Annotated in this window: 15 protein-coding genes, 1 riboswitch and 1 other annotated feature (1 of these 17 cut by a window edge); of the genes, 8 read left to right on the plus strand and 7 right to left on the minus strand. The window is 53.4% G+C overall.

From position 1 onward, the window contains the following. Positions 1-149, plus strand: a binding site (T-box leader); it begins 81 nt to the left of the window's first position. 92 nt (positions 150-241) lie between these two features. The 3 genes from RJP21_RS01690 to nfsA all read left to right on the plus strand — a co-directional run bounded on the left by RJP21_RS01690 (position 242) and on the right by nfsA (position 3,157). Then, positions 242-1,804, plus strand: a complete 1,563-nt coding sequence (locus RJP21_RS01690; protein ID WP_310857832.1) for a 2-isopropylmalate synthase — start codon at positions 242-244, stop codon at positions 1,802-1,804. A 39-nt stretch (positions 1,805-1,843) separates the two neighbouring features. Then, positions 1,844-2,320 carry a YbaK/EbsC family protein gene (locus RJP21_RS01695; RefSeq protein ID WP_310857833.1) on the plus strand — a complete coding sequence of 159 codons (477 nt, stop codon included), beginning with the start codon at positions 1,844-1,846 and terminating at the stop codon, positions 2,318-2,320. Positions 2,321-2,413: 93 nt separating this feature from the next. Further along, the gene (gene nfsA, locus RJP21_RS01700) at positions 2,414-3,157 is read left to right on the plus strand and encodes an oxygen-insensitive NADPH nitroreductase (protein WP_310857834.1); all 744 of its coding nucleotides are present in this window, start codon (positions 2,414-2,416) and stop codon (positions 3,155-3,157) included. 15 nt (positions 3,158-3,172) lie between these two features. On the opposite strand, the gene RJP21_RS01705 is transcribed toward nfsA, so the two are convergent. From RJP21_RS01705 to RJP21_RS01730, 6 genes are all read right to left on the minus strand, one after another. Further along, entirely contained in the window at positions 3,173-3,961 is a 789-nt protein-coding gene (locus RJP21_RS01705) for a TatD family hydrolase (RefSeq protein ID WP_310858111.1), read from the minus strand. A 225-nt stretch (positions 3,962-4,186) separates the two neighbouring features. Continuing rightward, complete coding sequence (locus RJP21_RS01710; protein WP_310857835.1) at positions 4,187-4,651, minus strand: DUF3888 domain-containing protein; 465 nt, start codon at positions 4,649-4,651, stop codon at positions 4,187-4,189. A 218-nt stretch (positions 4,652-4,869) separates the two neighbouring features. Continuing rightward, positions 4,870-5,706 carry an ABC transporter ATP-binding protein gene (locus RJP21_RS01715; RefSeq protein WP_310857836.1) on the minus strand — a complete coding sequence of 279 codons (837 nt, stop codon included), beginning with the start codon at positions 5,704-5,706 and terminating at the stop codon, positions 4,870-4,872. Positions 5,707-5,737: 31 nt separating this feature from the next. Further along, positions 5,738-6,499, minus strand: a complete 762-nt coding sequence (locus RJP21_RS01720) for an ABC transporter permease (protein WP_310857837.1) — start codon at positions 6,497-6,499, stop codon at positions 5,738-5,740. Further along, on the minus strand, positions 6,496-6,789 hold the full coding sequence (locus tag RJP21_RS01725) for a thiamine-binding protein (RefSeq protein ID WP_310857838.1): 294 nt from the start codon (positions 6,787-6,789) through the stop codon (positions 6,496-6,498). Before RJP21_RS01725 ends, RJP21_RS01720 begins: the two co-directional genes overlap by 4 nt. A 51-nt stretch (positions 6,790-6,840) precedes the next feature. Beyond that, on the minus strand, positions 6,841-7,893 hold the full coding sequence (locus tag RJP21_RS01730) for an ABC transporter substrate-binding protein (RefSeq protein WP_310857839.1): 1,053 nt from the start codon (positions 7,891-7,893) through the stop codon (positions 6,841-6,843). 178 nt (positions 7,894-8,071) lie between these two features. Further along, positions 8,072-8,183, minus strand: a riboswitch (TPP riboswitch). Positions 8,184-8,435: 252 nt separating this feature from the next. Here RJP21_RS01730 and RJP21_RS01735 point away from each other — a divergent pair. The 3 genes from RJP21_RS01735 to RJP21_RS01745 are packed head-to-tail and all read left to right on the plus strand — an operon-like array spanning position 8,436 to position 12,069. Beyond that, complete coding sequence (locus RJP21_RS01735; RefSeq protein WP_397386166.1) at positions 8,436-9,479, plus strand: GerAB/ArcD/ProY family transporter; 1,044 nt, start codon at positions 8,436-8,438, stop codon at positions 9,477-9,479. Continuing rightward, complete coding sequence (locus tag RJP21_RS01740) at positions 9,476-10,924, plus strand: spore germination protein (protein ID WP_310857840.1); 1,449 nt, start codon at positions 9,476-9,478, stop codon at positions 10,922-10,924. The genes RJP21_RS01735 and RJP21_RS01740 overlap by 4 nt, the downstream gene beginning before the upstream one ends. Further along, positions 10,921-12,069, plus strand: a complete 1,149-nt coding sequence (locus RJP21_RS01745; protein ID WP_310857841.1) for a Ger(x)C family spore germination protein — start codon at positions 10,921-10,923, stop codon at positions 12,067-12,069. The genes RJP21_RS01740 and RJP21_RS01745 overlap by 4 nt, the downstream gene beginning before the upstream one ends. Before the next feature lie 13 nt (positions 12,070-12,082). Here the strand turns inward: RJP21_RS01745 and RJP21_RS01750 are convergent, their stop codons facing one another. Then, positions 12,083-13,327, minus strand: a complete 1,245-nt coding sequence (locus RJP21_RS01750) for an MFS transporter (protein WP_310857842.1) — start codon at positions 13,325-13,327, stop codon at positions 12,083-12,085. Between the two features lie 171 nt (positions 13,328-13,498). Here RJP21_RS01750 and RJP21_RS01755 point away from each other — a divergent pair, with 171 nt between their 5' ends. Beyond that, the gene (locus RJP21_RS01755) at positions 13,499-13,939 is read left to right on the plus strand and encodes a pyridoxamine 5'-phosphate oxidase family protein (protein ID WP_310857843.1); all 441 of its coding nucleotides are present in this window, start codon (positions 13,499-13,501) and stop codon (positions 13,937-13,939) included. A 243-nt stretch (positions 13,940-14,182) separates the two neighbouring features. Beyond that, positions 14,183-16,456 carry a bifunctional 2',3'-cyclic-nucleotide 2'-phosphodiesterase/3'-nucleotidase gene (locus tag RJP21_RS01760; protein ID WP_310857844.1) on the plus strand — a complete coding sequence of 758 codons (2,274 nt, stop codon included), beginning with the start codon at positions 14,183-14,185 and terminating at the stop codon, positions 16,454-16,456. Positions 16,457-16,498: the final 42 nt, after the last annotated feature.

Consider the following 16,498-nt stretch of genomic DNA (forward strand, 5'->3'; position numbering starts at 1 on the left):
ACTTTGAACTCGTCTATGAACAGCTGCCCGACAATGTAGGGTTAGACGGCTTCCCCCGTTACAGGGATAGGTGGTGATGGCCATCGAAAGAGATCGTTCCTTTATGGAATGAATTAGAGTGGTACCGCGGGTTAAACCTCGTCTCTATACGTAGAGACGGGGTTTTTTTGTTGGTTAAAGTCCGGGTTTAACCGACAGTCCTTCACTATATAAATTAAATAACCTTTGGGAGGTATGCAAAATGAACCGTAACATTATCGTTTTGGACACGACGCTGCGCGACGGGGAGCAGGTGCCCGGCGCAAAACTGAACGTGCAGCAAAAGATCGAGTTTGCCCAGCAGCTGAAGCGGCTGAACGTGGACATCATCGAGGCGGGGTTCCCCGCGTCTTCCGCCGGCGATTTTCAAGCGGTCCAGGAAATTGTGCGCACGGTCGGCGACAAGGTATCGATTACGGCGCTGGCGCGCGCGGTGAAAAACGACATCGACGCCGTATATGAAAGCATCAAGCTTGCGCAGCATCCGTTCATCCATATCGTGCTTGGCACCTCGAACATCCATGTGGACAAAAAATTCAACCGTTCCAAGGAAGCCGTCATGCAGATGGGCGTCGACGCGGTCAAATACGCAAAAACGCTGCTGCCTGAAGTACAGTACTCCACCGAGGACGCTTCCAGATCGGACTTCGAATATTTGTGGCAAACGATCGAGGCCGTCGTCAAAGCCGGCGCGACCATCATCAACGTGCCCGATACGGTCGGTTACGCCGTGCCGGAGGAGTTCGGCGAGCTGATCCGCAAAATCAACGAGCGGCTGAAAAACTTGAACGACAAGGTCATCCTGAGCGTCCACTGCCATAACGACCTGGGGCTGGCCACGGCCAATACGCTGAGCGCGATCCATAACGGCGCCGACAAAATCGAGGTGACGATCAACGGCCTGGGCGAGCGCGCGGGCAATACCTCGCTGGAGGAAGTGGTCATGGGCCTGAAGGTCAGAGAAAACTATTATGGCTGCACGACCAGCATCCAAACGACGGAGCTGCTTAAAACGTCCAGATTGCTGACCCATTTGACGGGGCTGGATGTGCAGGTCAACAAGGCCATCACGGGCGAAAATGCTTTTGCGCATTCCTCCGGCATTCATCAGGACGGACTGCTGAAAGACCGCCAAGTGTACGAAATCATGACCCCGGAAGAGGTCGGCGGAGAAAGCATGGAGCTGATTTTGACCGCCCGATCGGGCCGCCATGCCTTCAAAAACGCGGTGGAGAAAATGGGCTTCGACGTCAGCAACGCGGAGGATTTCGAAGTGCTGTTCGGCAAGTTCCTTGCGCTGGCGGACGCCAAAAAAGAAGTGTACGACCATGACGTCTTTTACCTGGTGACCAATCACCGTATGTTGGACGAAAGCGCAAGCGGCCATTTGTATGAGCTGGAATCGTTCCAGGTCGTCACAAACGACTTGTATCCAACGGCTACCGTCAAATTGAAAAAAGGCTCCGAGGTGTACAAAGACAGCGCGGTGGGCGACGGCCCGATCGATGCTTTGTACAGCGTGATCAAATCGCTCGTCGGGCTGGACGTGCAGCTGAAGGACTACAAAATCAACAGCCTGTCCCGAGGCAAAGAAGCCGTAGGCCGCGTCAACATCCGGGTCGAATACCAGGGCAAAATCTACTCCGGACGCGCCATGGACACGGATATCATCAAAGCAAGCGCGCTCGCGTTCCTGAACGGCATCAATGCGGTGCTGCTGGACGCTTCGGCGGACGGTTCCGGGTCGGCGCCAGCCGCCAAGTAAAAATCATTGAAGGAACATATGAAACAAGGAGGAAAAGACATGGGCGAAATTCATGAAGGGGTGCAGCAGGTGCAAGCCCTGCTGTCCGAAATGGGGTACGGCCATACCGTCGTTTGGCTGCCGGATAGCGCGAGAACCGCCAAGGAGGCTGCCGACGCGATCGGGTGCGAGGTGGCGGAAATTGCAAAATCGATCATCTTCCGTTTGAAAAACTCGGGTCAGCCCCTGTTGGTTGTCGCGAGCGGAACGAACCGCGTTAATGAAAAGGAAATAGCGAGTTATGTGCAGGATGAACTGGGCAAAGCCGATGCCGATTTCGTACGGGAACGGACCGGTTTTGTGATCGGCGGAGTGGCCCCGATCGGCCACAGCGAAAACATGATCACCATCATTGATCAAGACCTTCTGAAGTTTCGGACGGTATGGGCTGCAGCCGGGCATCCGAAAGCCGTGTTTCAACTGACGCCAGGGGAACTCGTGGCGATGACGAAAGGGCAAGTGATGTCGATTCAATAAAAGAGCAGCGGGCTTGAGCATTGAGACAAGGAATCCTGGGGATTATCATATAAGGTGAATGTAAACAGCTACGATCAGGAGGAGAATTGAAGCATGAACAATACGTTGTCCTTATTGATGAATCACCGTTCCATCCGAAAATTCAAGGATACGCCGGTTACCGAAGAGCAGCTGCACATGATTGTCTCAGCAGCCCAAATGGCTTCCACCTCAAGCAATGTGCAAGCGTACACCGTCATTGCGGCGACGGACCCGGAACTCAAAAAAAGATTGGCGGAGCTGGCGGGGAACCAGGCTTACGTGGAGCAATGCCCGGTATTTCTCGTCTGGTGCGCCGATTTGTACCGCTTGAAGCAGGTGACGGCGGAGCCGCTGCAGGGCCGGGAATCGCATGAGGATACCACCGAAAACTTTATCGTCGCGACGGTAGACGCCGCGCTGGCGGCCCAAAACGCAGCCATCGCCGCGGAATCGCTGGGCCTGGGCATCGTCTACATCGGGGGCGTGCGCAACCGAATTGCCGAACTGTCCGAGCTGCTCGGCCTGCCTCAGCTGGTATACCCGGTGTTCGGCATGTGCGTCGGCGTTCCGGACCATCAGCCGGGGCAGCGCCCGCGCCTGCCGCTGCCGTCGGTGCTGCACCATAACGGTTATTCCAAGGAACAAAGCGTAACCCCGGTTCAGGAGTATGATGCCACGATGGCGGCATACCTGAAGGAACGGACCGGCGGCAAGCAGGATACGCCATGGTCGCAGGTCATGGCGAACCGATTGGGCGAGCCGACCCGCCTGCACATGAAGGCGTTTCTGGACGCCAAAGGGTTCATGAAAAAATAAGCCCGTGCGCCCCAGCTAAATCCCGTAAAAACGCTTGGCGTTCATATATAAAAGCTTTCGGGCTTCCCGCAGGGATGAGCCTTGAATCCGGCTCCACGCTTCCGCTACCGCCGCGGTCATCCGCGGATGGGTCATCTGTCCGGCGAACGGTCCTTCGAACGGCCAAGGACCGTCGGTTTCGGACATGACCCGATCGGCAGGATACGCGCGGGCGAGTTCCTGAATTTCTTCTTCATACACGATATCGGGCGTAAAGGAAACGTAGTACCCGCGTTTCGCCATGCGCTCCACCGTATGGGGAGCTCCTTTGAACCAGTGGAAATGGGCACGCCCAATGCCGTATCGTTCAAGCAGATCGCAGGCGGTATCGGCATCCTCGTATACCGCGTGGAGCACGACAGGTTTGCCGTGATCCCGGGCAAAGGCCAGGAAACGCTCCAGCAGCTCCACGTACGGCCTATCGTCAAACGGCCGGCCCGCTTCCTTGGCTTCCTTGCGCGTGTAATAAGGAAGGCCGACTTCGCCGACCGCGACCATCTCTCCGGCATGCCGCTCCATCCACGCCAGCAGCTCGTCCACTTCGTGTGAAGCCGGTATGGGCTGTTCCGGGTGAAACCCGAAGGCCGGATGGACCAGGGAAGGGTATTGCCGTGCGAGCTGCAGATTGCGGCGGGCAGAATCCAGGTGCATGGATACCGTAATCACGCCCGCAACTTCGGCTTGCGCCAAGCCGGACAGAATAACCTGCTGCCGGGATGCATCGTATGAGTCCAAGTGGATATGGGCATCGATCAACGGGGCCATCGTTTCGCGCAAGGCTTGCTCCGTTGCTGTGTGGTCCGCAGAGCTTTGCTCCGAGCGGAACCGGGTGTCGGGTGTAGAGTTCAAGGGGCTACCTCCTCATTTGTCGCAATGATGCGTCATTCAAAAATGGTATCATCATTATAACAAATAGGTTCGGCTGCATGTCCGATTGTTGTTTATACGGGCAAGCTCAAGCACGGTGCAGCTTGGGCATCGCAAGCCGGCTTACGGATTTTCCGCAATTGCCTTCAGGAGATGCCGATAGTTCTGCGGAAGCTCATAGGTCTCTACATGCCGGAATGCGACCAGCTTGACTTTATCGGGGAAAAGGGGCGAGATTTCGATCGTCATCCGGTCTTTTCCGACGGCGATATGCGGTCCCAGAACCGGGGAGGTTTCCAGCGTCACGGAGAAGTGGAAGCCCCGGTCTCCGGGTCCGCCGTTGACCCGTTTGGCCTGAATGATTTCGATTTCGTACGGGTATACGAGCGGATTGGCCGCAAGCATGTTCCGGTAATAATCGTTTACGGCATTCTGGATTTCGGGAAGCAGCAGCTCTACCATGATGTCCTGATACATCAGCAGCTTCGATTCTTTCGGCTGAAGCTCCTCCGCTGCGGCTGTGGCGGCGGGGGCGGCCATAAGAAACAGGGACAGACACAGCAGAACCGGTCGGATTCGGAATTTCATCGTTTCACCTCGTATACAACGTTCCCCTGTTTTGGATGAAATTATTCGGCGCCGGGAACTGCCGGACGACCTGAACCATACAGCTCCCTGAACCGCATAGGGTGTCATTTTATAAACATAAAAAACTCGGCCCGCGACGATTCCTTCTTTGGGGAACGGCAATCGCGGGCCGAGTTTTTGCGTTCACCCGGGCGGAAAAACGCCCGGGTCAAATGATGTCAGTTAGCTCCTTGCATTTTCAGCTGCTCTTCGCGCAGCCATCCGGAAAGCTCCCGTCTGAGCTTGATAAAGTCCGGGTGTTCGATGATCTCCTCGCGGCGCGGCCGCGGAAAAGGCACGTCGATGACGTGAAGCACCGATGCCGGACGGCCCGAAAAGACGTAAATACGGCTCGAAAGCAGCAGCGCCTCTTCGATGTTATGGGTAATAAACAGCACGGAGCGCCGGCTTTCCTCCCAAATGTCGAGCAGCCAGCGCTGCATATCGCTCCGGGTCAACGCATCCAGCGCGCTGAACGGCTCGTCGAGGCACATCAGCTCCTGCGGGCTCAGCAGGGCGCGCAGGAAGGCGGCCCGCTGCTGCATCCCCCCGGACAGCGTATGCGGGTGGTTTTTCTCGAACCCGCCGAGACCGACTTTGTCCAGCCACATGCGGGCGTTTTGGCGGGCCTCCTTGTCAACCTTGCCCTGCACCTCCTGCGATAGCAGGACGTTGTCCTCGATCGTCCGCCAAGGAAACAAGGCAGGTTGCTGCGGCATGTAGCTAATATGTCCCTGCTGGCCGGTAACATCGGCGCCGTTCATGCGGACCGTTCCCGCGTCAGGCTTGACGAGGCCGCCGATAATATGGAACAGCGTGCTTTTGCCGCTGCCCGACGGCCCGAGGATGGAGACGAATTCGCCTTTGCCCACGGTAAGCGTCACGTCGTCCAGCACCTGCAGGCGGCTTCGCTTTTCCTGGAAGGCTTTGCTGATGCCGGATGCCTCCAGGGCGGGAGAGGCAGGGGGATGGCCACCGGCTTTGGCGGCGGCTGTCGTTTTTTCTAGCGTTGACATGTCGGTTTTTCGCTCCTTTCTTTGTCCGGCATTAACTTTCCTGCTTCGGTTTCCAGCGCACGAGCCATCGTTCCAGCAGGGCGATGATTCCGAACATGAGCAGGCTGAGCGCGACGATGACCATAATGGCGACGAACATGCGGTCGGTGCGGTATCCGGATTTTTGCAGCATCATATAATATCCGATGCCCTTGTCCGCGCCGATCCATTCCGCGATGACCGCCCCCATGACGCTGTAGGTCGCGGCGATTTTGACGCCCGAAAAGATCGCGGGCAGCGCATGCGGCAGCTCGAGCTTGGCGAATATTTGCCGTTTGTTCGCGCCGATCATCCGCATGTAATTGAGCATGACCCGGTCGGTCTGTTTCAGTCCGCCCATCGTGGCGACGGCAACGGGGAAGAAGCAGACGAGGGTGATGACGATCAGTTTGGGCAGCAGCCCGAAGCCGAACCAAATCAAAAGCAGCGGGGCCAGCGCAATGGTCGGGATATTTTGGCTTAAAATGAGCAGCGGGTACAGCGCCGACTTCAGAAACGGAATCAAATGCAGGATAAGGGCGATGACCAGCCCCACCGCCGTTCCGATGATAAAACCTTCAAGCGTCAGCCTGACCGTAGCCCAGACATGGCCCCATAAATCCCCAGCCCCGTCCGCCGTTTCCTTGGCGATGTCGACCGGGGAGGGAAGGATCCATTTATCGATATGGAACAGCGAGGTGCACAGCTCCCATACGGTCAAAAAGAAGAGGACCGCCACAAAGGGCGGCCATACATGGCTCCACCAGCGCCTCATGGACGGTATTTCTCCGTAAGCCGATCCATGCTGATGCCGCCGGGGTTATGGGCGATTTTGATCTGGGAGATGATGCTTGGGCTGCCGGCCTCCACCAGAACCTCATGCATGCGGCGCACGATTTCCAGCAGTTCCTCAAGCTCGCCCTCCATCGTCGTTTCCAGCGGATGCACCTCGTATTTGACGCCCGACTGCTGAATCACTTCGATGGCCCGGTCGACGTAGGGATAAGAGTTCTCGTTGTTCGGCGTTTTTGGGATGACCTGAATGCTGAGCAGGGTATGAGCCATACCCGATCACTTCCTTTGCAAGTTATGATAAATGACTAGGAATACGAAAGATCATGATTCTTGCGGCAAAAAGTCGTTCGTAAACGCGTTTTGGACATCCAGCGGCTTATCGAGCAGCTTATGCTCGTACATCCAATCGGAATACCCTTTCCATACCTGTTCCTTCTGCTCGCCCCAACGCTTGGCGTCGTCCTGGTATTTCGGGCTGAGCCATTTCTGGCTGGCCATCACCAGATCCTTGTCGAGCTCCGGCACGGCTTTGATCAGCACGCCCGCAGCATCCTCCGGATGTTGAATCGCAAACTGGTACCCTTTGGAGGTGGCGCGCATAAAAGCTTTGACCAGCTCCGGATCTTCCTTGATCTGCTTTTCGTTTGTGACGATCACCGGCGTGTAATAATCGAGCTTGTCGGAGAAATCCTTGACATACAGCATGTCGAGCGGCTCCTTGCGCAGCTCGGCTTCAATGCCGGTCCAGCCGTAGAAAATCCAGGCGAAATCGATGTCGCGTTTTACCGCCGTAAAATAGTCGGCTTCGCCCATGTTGACGATCTTCAGCTTGTTAACGTCCGCTTTATCGATGGCCATGATCGAGTCGATGACCGCTTTTTCCACCGGGGAGCCCCAGCCGCCGTAGGTTTTGCCTTCAAAGTCCTTCGGTCTTTTGATGTTGCGGTCGACCGGAGCGGCAAAGCCGGACGTGTTATGCTGGATCACCGCCGCGATCGATACGAGCGGAACGCCCTGCGTGCGCGCCTGGGTGACGTTTTCCTGCACGCTGATGCCAAACGGCACCTTGCCCGACGCGACCATGGCTTCCGCCCCTCCGGCGCCCGGCTGCACGATGTCGACGTTCAGGCCCTCCTCTTCGTAATAGCCTTTTTCCTTGGCGACGTAAAGCCCCGTATGGTTCGTGTTCGGCGTCCAGTCCAGGACGATCTTGACGTCCTTCAGCTTTTTGGGCTCGTTGCCGCCCGCAGCGGAGGACGTTTCCCCGGACGGTTTCCCTTCATCCGTCGTTTGGGCGTTTTTGCTTCCGCAAGCGGCCGTAGCCATCACAAGCAGCAATGCGAGCAAAAACAGCCCGAATTTTTTCGTTTTCATTGCGTTTCTCTCTCCCTTACCTATGTTCTCCCCTTCATTCATGCAGAAGAATCTTTCTTTTTCGATCTGGAAGCGAATCAAGGGCCCCTTGCATTCTCTTTTTCGTTCAGGGTCCGATCATTCAACAAAAAAAGCGCCCCGGATTCGGGACGCTTAAGGCGCAAGGATAGCATGGCGAACGCCATGACATGGCTTTTCCTACGCTGGCATTACCCAGATCAGGTTTAAGGGTCAGTATCTTGAAGGGATACAATCTCAGCCGGCCGATTCCAGCACCCCGGATTCTTATGAAGTTGCGGGTTTTACATTGGTATTATAGTCCTAACCTTGAAAGAATTCAATCGCTGCGGCTCGAAACCTTTCGTTTGGAACGGAAAAAGGGAGAAATCTGAAAAATCGCCGGTCTTGAAAAAGCGTCCCGTCCGGAAGAAGAATAAATATTCTAAAAAATGCCACGATAAGGGTGAAGGGAGTCTGGTTAAGGCAGGAGGCTGAGGGAAATAAAAACAAATATTTCGTTTATTCAATCCGTCATGATTCTGATGCTAAGCACCGGCCTACTGAATCATGTCATCCTAATCCCTATATTGCTTCAAGCGGCAAACCGGGACGCTTGGATTTCGGTGCTGCTGGCAAGCGGATGCGCGCTTGTATGGGCATGGATGCTTCACATCGGCATAACCAAACTGAACAAACGCCATCTGTTCGGTTGGCTGTCCAAGGCTTATCATCCCATTGTGGGCCGCGGTCTTGCCTCAGTCATCGCCGTATACCTGTTTGCTATTTGCGCCATTACGACAAAAGACACGGTATATTGGATTCATCTCACGTTTTCTCCGGAGACGCCTTTTCTCATTTTTAGCTTCCTCTTCCTTTTGATATCGGCCGTAAACGCCTTTTTGGGCATCCATTCCCTTGCCAATACCGCGGGCTTATTGCTGCCCTTCGTCATTGTATTAGGCTTTTTTATCATGTCGTTTAACATGCCCCATAAGGATTACACGTTGCTGAAGCCGATACTTGAACATGGCATGAAACCCGTTTGGGGAGGAGCCCTATATGCGGGAACCGGCTTTGTTGAAGTGATCATGTTTTTCTTTTTGCAGCATCATATCAAATCTCGCCTGTCGTATCTTTCTTTTATGCTCATGATCCTGCTTCTTATGGGACTGACTATAGGGCCGCTGATCGGCGCCATCGTTGAATTCGGAGTGGACGAGGCCAACAAGCTCCGGTTTCCGGCCTTTGAGGAATGGAGACTGCTGACCATTGGCCGTTACATCGAGCATATGGACTTCTTTAGCGTCTACCAATGGTTCAGCGGCGCGTTTTTGCGAATTTCGCTCTCCATGTTTCTCATACTCGATATTTTCCAGGTCAAAAGAAAAAAGGCGAAGGCTTGGGTGCTGGGGAGTATTTTTGCAATTACCTTTGCCATTACGGCCATTCCTATAAGCGACCGTTTTTTTCTAAACATGCTGTCCGAGTATGTGCTTCCCGTCTCGTTTTGGGGGATATTGTCCTTTTCCGTGATTATTACGGGGCTGATCAGCTTGGCCCGCCGAAGGGGGAAAATGGCGCCGTGAAGAGGCATGACATCAAAAGCAAGCCGGCCCAAAACATTGAGGATATGGTTTCGCGGTTGTTCGGATCGAGCGCGGATATTAAGAAACGAACCGTCTTGTTACCGGTCCAAGGTTATTCAGTTCAGTTGGTTTATTGCCAAGGGTTGTCCGATGCCGCCAAAGTGGAGCAAGACGTTATCCCTGAGTTAAAAAATATCCCGGAGCAAATGCTGCTGTCGGATGAAATGGATTTGCCGCTTAAAGTTCCTTTTCAAATGGAGCCCATTCCGCAGGACCGAACGGAAGAAGGGATGAAAACGACCGTGCTTGCGGGAGATCTTCTTCTTATATTTGCGCCTTCGAACCGATGTTACTCCATGGTTATGGGCAATGCGCCCAAACGGCAACCGGAGGAGCCGAATACGGAAGTTTCAACGAGAGGACCAAGGGACGGTTTTGTCGAGGATTTGTATACGAACGTTGCTTTGATCCGGAGGAGGCTGAAGACCGATCAGCTCGCTGTTGAGGAATTTACGATCGGTTCCGAAACGGCGACCAAAATCCATCTTTTATACCATAAGGCAACGATCAAGGACGATGTTCTCCAGGAGATCAGGGCGAGGTTATCCCGCATAAAAACCAAAGGTCTCGTGAGCAACAGTCAACTCGAGGAAATGTTGACCCGAGGCCTCTTGGTTTTTCCGCTGATAACTTATACCGGAAGGCCTGACTATGCCGTAAACTCGCTGCTCCACGGCAAATTTGTCATTGTGATGGACGGTGCCCCTACGGTGCTGATCGCTCCCGTGAACATCAATTTCTTGCTGAATTCTTCGGAGGATGCGTTTCTCGTCAATGTCGTTGTTGCTTTTACGCGTTTTTTGAGGGGGGTCAGTGTGCTGCTTTCTTTGTTTCTGCCGGGATTTTGGATAGCGTTGACCACGTACCATCAAGACCAAATCCCCTTTACGCTGCTTGCAACCTTGGTCAACTCCAGGCAGGGGGTGCCGCTGCCGGCTCCTCTGGAGGCGACGGTCATGCTGTTTTTATTTGAAATTTTCCGGGAAGCGGGCATGCGATTGCCTTCCGCGTTCGGACAGACCTTATCGGTGGTCGGCGGATTGATTATCGGGCAGGCGGCCATGAGCGCCGGAATCGCAGGTCCGGGGACGGTAGTGGTCATTGCGATTTCCGTGCTTTCCACCTTTACGCTGGTGAACCAGTCCCTGGTCAATACCGTCGGCCTGTTTCGAATTTTTGTGGTTCTGATCAGCAGTCTTTTGGGATTGTTCGGGGTGCTGTTCTCTCTGCTGGCGATGGTCCTTTTCCTGGTCAATCTCCGTTCCTTCGGCACCTATTATTTGGCTCCGCTAAGTCCTCCGAAGTTCAGGGACATGTATAAAGTTTTATTCAGGATGCCATGGGGCAAGGACGGGTTCACGAATGGAAAGGAAAATAAAAGATGAACATGATGATGAAATGGATCCGCTGCATCCTTGCCTTGGCGCTTTTGACCATGCCGCTCACGGGCTGCTGGGGGGCAAGGGAAATCGAGCATATGATCTATGTGAATACCGTTGGGGTCGATTATGTAAAGGGACAGGTCGTACTGTATATCCAGATGCTCAACTTCAGCGGCATTGCCAAGAGAGAGTCCGGGCAGTCGCAACCGCAGAAGACGTTTGTCGGTAAAGCGGAAGGCGATTCGTTTGATACCGCAGTCTTTAATTTGTATACCTCTAGCCCGCAAAGGGTCGTCTGGAGCAATGTGAAAACGATCGTATTTAGCGAGGCGGCGTTAAAGAACGGGATTGTGGATCAGGTGCTGGACGTATGGGACCGGTATTATGAATTCAGGTATACGGTCTGGACGATGGCGACCAAGGAGCCGATAGAAGATTTGCTCAATACTCCATCCATCGCCGATTTGTCGGTGGTCTACTCGCAGCTCAACAGCCCGATGCGAATCTATGAACAAAATTCCGTCATCTCCCCGCTGTACCTCTACAAATTCATATGGAAGTGGAAAGAGAAGGGCGAAACGGTGCTTCTGCCGAATGCTGAGATTATTCCTGACTGGACCGACAACCGAAAACCTTCGCCCAACGTCAGCATGACCGGGGTTTGCTTTTTGCAAAAGCAAAAGTTTCGGGGATGCCTGGAGGATTCGGATATTTTGGGACTGAGGTGGCTGGAAAAGAATACGAGAAGAACATCTCTGGTCATCCGAAAAGGGAACGAGGTACAGGCTATGATGGTCATGAACAAGGTTAAATCGTCGATCCGCCCGAAGCTGAGACAAGGCAAGCCTGTATTTGACATCAAAGTGTCAACGCAGGCTACGCTTCCCCAGTTGAATAAGAACGTAACCAAGAAAAAACTGGAGATGGCAGCAACGAAGGAAATTAAGGACCAAATTATGAAGACCTACTTGAAAGGCTTGGAAATGGATGTGGATGCATACGGGCTATCGGGCATACTCCGCAGAAGCATGCCCGATGCCTGGCATAGGTTAAGCGCCGAAGACAAAATCCCGCTCGATCCGGGAAGCATCGAAAACATCGACATTAAGGTGAATTTGATCAGCGGAGGCATATCCAAGCTGAAATAAGCTTCTGCTTCGTTTATCCATTGTTGGAGGTTGGCAAGGGTGTATTCTTTACATCGTTGAGCCGAAGCTGTTTGTGCTGCAGGAAAAACGCCGCAATGCTGAGAATGACCATAAAAAGAGTAAACAAGGCGAGCATCCAGGCGGTCTGGTTGACCTGCAAATGATCCATGCACCAGCCGATGACAAGCGGAAGCACCGCGCCGCCCACGCCCCCGGAGGCAATCAGAATGCTTGGCGTCGACTCCTCCGTTCCTTGCAGCAGCTTGCTTGCGAAGACGAGGGCGATCGAGAAGATCCCCGACATAAACAAGCCGAGCAGCAGGATGACGGCAAAAGCGGACCAGACCGCTCCGGTCAAAGGAAATACGGCCAGCAGCACCAGCGTAACGGCGCAGCTGAACAGCACATATACGCGGTAATGGATGCGCTCAGCGACGGTGCCGGAGAAAATCCGGCCGATGGACATCGCCACCCAAAAGCAGGTCACGCTGAGCGTGGCAAAAGCTTCCTTCATGCCGATTTTTTCGATGAGGATGGCGGGCATAAAGTTGGCCAGACTCATTTCCGTGCCGACGTAGAGAAAGAAAAACACCATGAACAGCACCAGGATGCCCAATGATTTTCCCTGATACGGAAAACGTTTTTTGTGGGAGGCCGCGTTCCCATCCGTCCCGCTGACGTTTGCCGCCTTCCTGTCGGCACGGAGCTCCGCATCGATTTCGCCGAACGAGCTTTTGGACCATAACAGCAGGGTGACGAGGGAAAACAAGGAAATGACAAGAAAGGAAAAGCGCCACCAGCCTTGAGAGATGAACCCGCTGGCGATCAGCGGCATCACCATGGCGCCCACGCCAAAAAAGACTTCAAGGCGGCTCATGGCGACGGCCGTTTTTTCCTTGATCGCCGCAATGATAATCGTCCCGATCACGGCTTCAATCATGCCGAAACCGAAGCCGGCGCAGACGGCCGTCGGATAAAGCAGTTCCCATGGCGGCAGCAGCAGGTATGCCAGCTCGGCTGCGCAAAGCAGGGAGATGGCGATCAGCAGCCCGCCTCTTTTGCCAAAACGCCGGTTGAGAAGCGGAGAGATGAGAACGCCCACCAAAAAACCGGCAAACTGCGTAAAAATGAGCGTTCCGCCTTGGCTGTATTCGCGGTCGTAATGCTCCAGCAGCACCGGCAGCACAGAGCCGAGCACGACGTGAGCCAGCCCGATCAAAAAATAAGATAAGCACCCAATCCATATCAATCGTTTCATGATAACTCCTTTGGCAGCAAATTTGCGTCGTCGGATGAATCGTCCGAACCTCTGATCAGCATTATGTTCATCATACAAGAGAAAATGCTTAAAATCATAAAATATTGAAAAATTCTCCTGTGTGATTTATCCAAATCCGGAAAGGGCAAGCTACGTTTAAGGAGTTCTTATTTGGAAGGAGAAGTATGGACTATGGAAGCCCGGATCGTGATGGAGCAAAACATCGTCAAAATTTTGGATCACCATGAGTTCTGCGCTTTTGCCACCGTCGAAGGAAACCGGCCCAAGCAGCGGTACATGATGTTATACAACAGGGGCCTCAGCATTTATCTCGTGACGGACCGCAAGACGCATAAGGTAGAGGAGCTGGAGGACAACCCGCATGTTTCCTTGCTTTTCGGCTATGAAAACGGAAGCGCCGAGGGCTGGGCCGAAATCGAAGGAACTTGCAGCATCACGGACAACCTCGAGCTTCGCGAGCATTTCTGGAAGCCGGAATTCAAAGACAAATTTACCGGACCCGATGACTCCGACTACGTCGTCCTAAAAATCGATCCGGTGCGCATCATCCATGTTTCGGAGAGCGGCGAAAGGCATGAGTGGATCGAATAAGACGGTATTTTCCTAGTGATTTCGAACTATATAAAACGTATGTAACATCTTGCATAATACGCGGGGCAGGGTCCCGGGTATTATTTTTTTGCAAATGGAGGTATTTGTCTTTATTTCGGCTGAAATTGGATTTAAACTACTAGTGGACCCTAAAATATTTAACCGGTGGTTATAAATTAGAAAACGGTTACAAAAGGTCCGCGCATTTGTAATATCAGGTATATATTTTCTAGGAGGGGTAAAATGTCGAAGTCCCGTAAGAAAGTAGCGAAAACCATCACCGCAGCAGCCGTTGCCATTAACGTTCTGGCACTCCCGTTTGCGGCCTATGCCGACGGAAGCACGGCGAACCCGAAGGTCAAGCTCCGCTTGATGGAAACATCCGATTTGCATGTCAATATGGTCAATTATGACTACTATTCGGACAAGCCGACGGACGAATACGGATTTGCCAAAACGGCCACCCTGATCAACGCGGCGCGCAAGGAAGCCAAAAACAGCCTGCTGTTCGACAACGGCGACCTTTTGCAAGGCAATCCGCTAGGGGATTACGTTGCTAAAGTCAATCCGCTGAAACCGGGTCAAATTCATCCGGTGTACAAAGCGATGGATTTGATGCAGTATGATGCGGGCGGCGTAGGGAACCATGAATTCAACTACGGGCTCGATTTTCTGAATCTGTCGGAAAAGGGAGCCAACTTCCCGATCGTTAACGCGAACATCTACAAGGACGACGGCGATCAGGATGAAAGCAACGACGTGAACTATTTTACCCCTTATACGATTCTGAACAAAAAGGTGATTGACGAAAACGGCCAGGAGCAAACCGTCAAGGTTGGCGTGATCGCTTTTGCGCCTCCGCAAATCATGCAATGGGACAGCGCGAACCTGGTCGGCAAGGTGATCGCCAAAGACATCATCCAGACCGCCAAGAAGTTCGTGCCGCAAATGAAAAAAGAAGGCGCCGACATCATCGTCGCGATTCCGCACTCCGGCTTTGAGGATATTCCGCAAACGGACCTAATGGAAAACTCCGTGCTGTATTTGAGCCAGGTTGAAGGCATCGACGCGATTATGTTCGGCCATGCGCATAAAACCTTCCCAAGCGACGAGTTCAAAGGCAAAAAGGGCGTAGACCTCGAAAAGGGCACCATCAACGGCGTTCCTTCCGTCGAACCCGGATATTGGGGGGACCATCTCGGCATCATCGATTTGGACCTTGAAAAGGCAGACGGCAAATGGAAGGTTGTCGGCTCCAAAACCGAAACCCGCGCCGTTTACGACGTGACGAACAAAAAAGCATTGGTCGATGCCGATCAGGATATCGTTGATGCGGTTAAAGCCGAACATGACGCCACGATCGAATACGTCCGCGGACCGGTAGGCAAAACGACGGCGCCGATCACCAGCTATTTCGCGCTCGTGCAGGACGATCCGTCCATTCAAATCGTGACCAACGCCCAAAAATGGTATGTGGAGAAAAACCTGAAAGGCACGGAATACGAAAACCTTCCGGTGCTTTCCGCAGGCGCTCCGTTTAAAGCGGGCGGACGTTCGGGCGCTTCGTATTACACGAACATTCCGGCCGGAACGATCGCCATCAAAAACGTGTCCGACCTGTACGTGTATCCGAACACCGTGCATGCGGTCGTCGTCAACGGCGAAGAATTGAAAAACTGGCTTGAATGGTCCGCAGGGCAGTTCAACCAGATCGATCCTTCGAAAACGACGGAGCAGCCGCTTATCAACAACGACTTCCCGACATATAACTATGACGTGATCGATGGCGTGACGTACCAAATCGATGTCACGCAGCCGAACAAATTCGACCTGAAAGGCAACCTGGTCAACCCGGATGCAAACCGCATCAAAAACCTGCAGTATAACGGCAAACCGATCGATCCGAAGCAAAAATTCGTCGTGGCGACCAACAACTACCGCGCTTCGTCTTCCAAGCTGGCGAATCCGGACGGCAAACGGATCATCATGGCGGCTCCGGACGAAAACCGCCAGGTCATTATCGATTACATCCGCGAAAACGGAACGATCAATCCTTCCGCGGACAACAACTGGTCGTTTGCTCCGATCGACAAAAAGCTGAACGTCACGTTTACGTCGTCTCCGGATGCCAAAGATCTGGTAGCGAAAAGCAAAAACATGACGTATGTCGGCGACGGCGGCAACGGCTTTGCGAAATATGCGCTTGATCTGTCCGTAAGCGCGCCTGCGCCTTCGACGGAAACGACGACGCCTCCGGAGACGACGAAACCGGCCGAACCGGCAAAACCGGAACCGCCTGCAGTTCCTACGAAACCATCGCAGCCTGACACGAAGCCTGCACCTAAACCGGAAACAGGCAAGCCGTCCGCAAACGGTAAAGTATACGTCATCAAAAAAGGCGACAACCTGTACCGCATCGGGCTCCGGTTCGGCGTGGACTGGGAAAAAATCGCCAAAGCTAACGGAATCACCAATGTCCGCGGCCTGAAAATCGGCCAGGAAATTATTATTCCGTAAGTAAAAGTGACTTATACTATCAATAAAAAACAAGCCGGCGGT

The organism is Paenibacillus sp. VCA1 (genome assembly GCF_031583795.1).
GTDB lineage: Bacteria > Bacillota > Bacilli > Paenibacillales > Paenibacillaceae > Paenibacillus_AQ > Paenibacillus_AQ albilobatus.

Bases quoted from the DNA above. Each gene is read 5' to 3' on its own strand.
- RJP21_RS01690 (WP_310857832.1), top strand. From the start codon at position 242: ATGAACCGTAACATTATCGTTTTGGACACGACGCTGCGCGACGGGGAG.
- RJP21_RS01695 (WP_310857833.1), top strand. From the start codon at position 1,844: ATGGGCGAAATTCATGAAGGGGTGCAGCAGGTGCAAGCCCTGCTGTCC.
- nfsA (WP_310857834.1), top strand. From the start codon at position 2,414: ATGAACAATACGTTGTCCTTATTGATGAATCACCGTTCCATCCGAAAA.
- RJP21_RS01705 (WP_310858111.1), bottom strand. From the start codon at position 3,961: ATGGCCCCGTTGATCGATGCCCATATCCACTTGGACTCATACGATGCA.
- RJP21_RS01710 (WP_310857835.1), bottom strand. From the start codon at position 4,651: ATGAAATTCCGAATCCGACCGGTTCTGCTGTGTCTGTCCCTGTTTCTT.
- RJP21_RS01715 (WP_310857836.1), bottom strand. From the start codon at position 5,706: ATGTCAACGCTAGAAAAAACGACAGCCGCCGCCAAAGCCGGTGGCCAT.
- RJP21_RS01720 (WP_310857837.1), bottom strand. From the start codon at position 6,499: ATGAGGCGCTGGTGGAGCCATGTATGGCCGCCCTTTGTGGCGGTCCTC.
- RJP21_RS01725 (WP_310857838.1), bottom strand. From the start codon at position 6,789: ATGGCTCATACCCTGCTCAGCATTCAGGTCATCCCAAAAACGCCGAAC.
- RJP21_RS01730 (WP_310857839.1), bottom strand. From the start codon at position 7,893: ATGAAAACGAAAAAATTCGGGCTGTTTTTGCTCGCATTGCTGCTTGTG.
- RJP21_RS01735 (WP_397386166.1), top strand. From the start codon at position 8,436: ATGCTAAGCACCGGCCTACTGAATCATGTCATCCTAATCCCTATATTG.
- RJP21_RS01745 (WP_310857841.1), top strand. From the start codon at position 10,921: ATGAACATGATGATGAAATGGATCCGCTGCATCCTTGCCTTGGCGCTT.
- RJP21_RS01750 (WP_310857842.1), bottom strand. From the start codon at position 13,327: ATGAAACGATTGATATGGATTGGGTGCTTATCTTATTTTTTGATCGGG.
- RJP21_RS01760 (WP_310857844.1), top strand. From the start codon at position 14,183: ATGTCGAAGTCCCGTAAGAAAGTAGCGAAAACCATCACCGCAGCAGCC.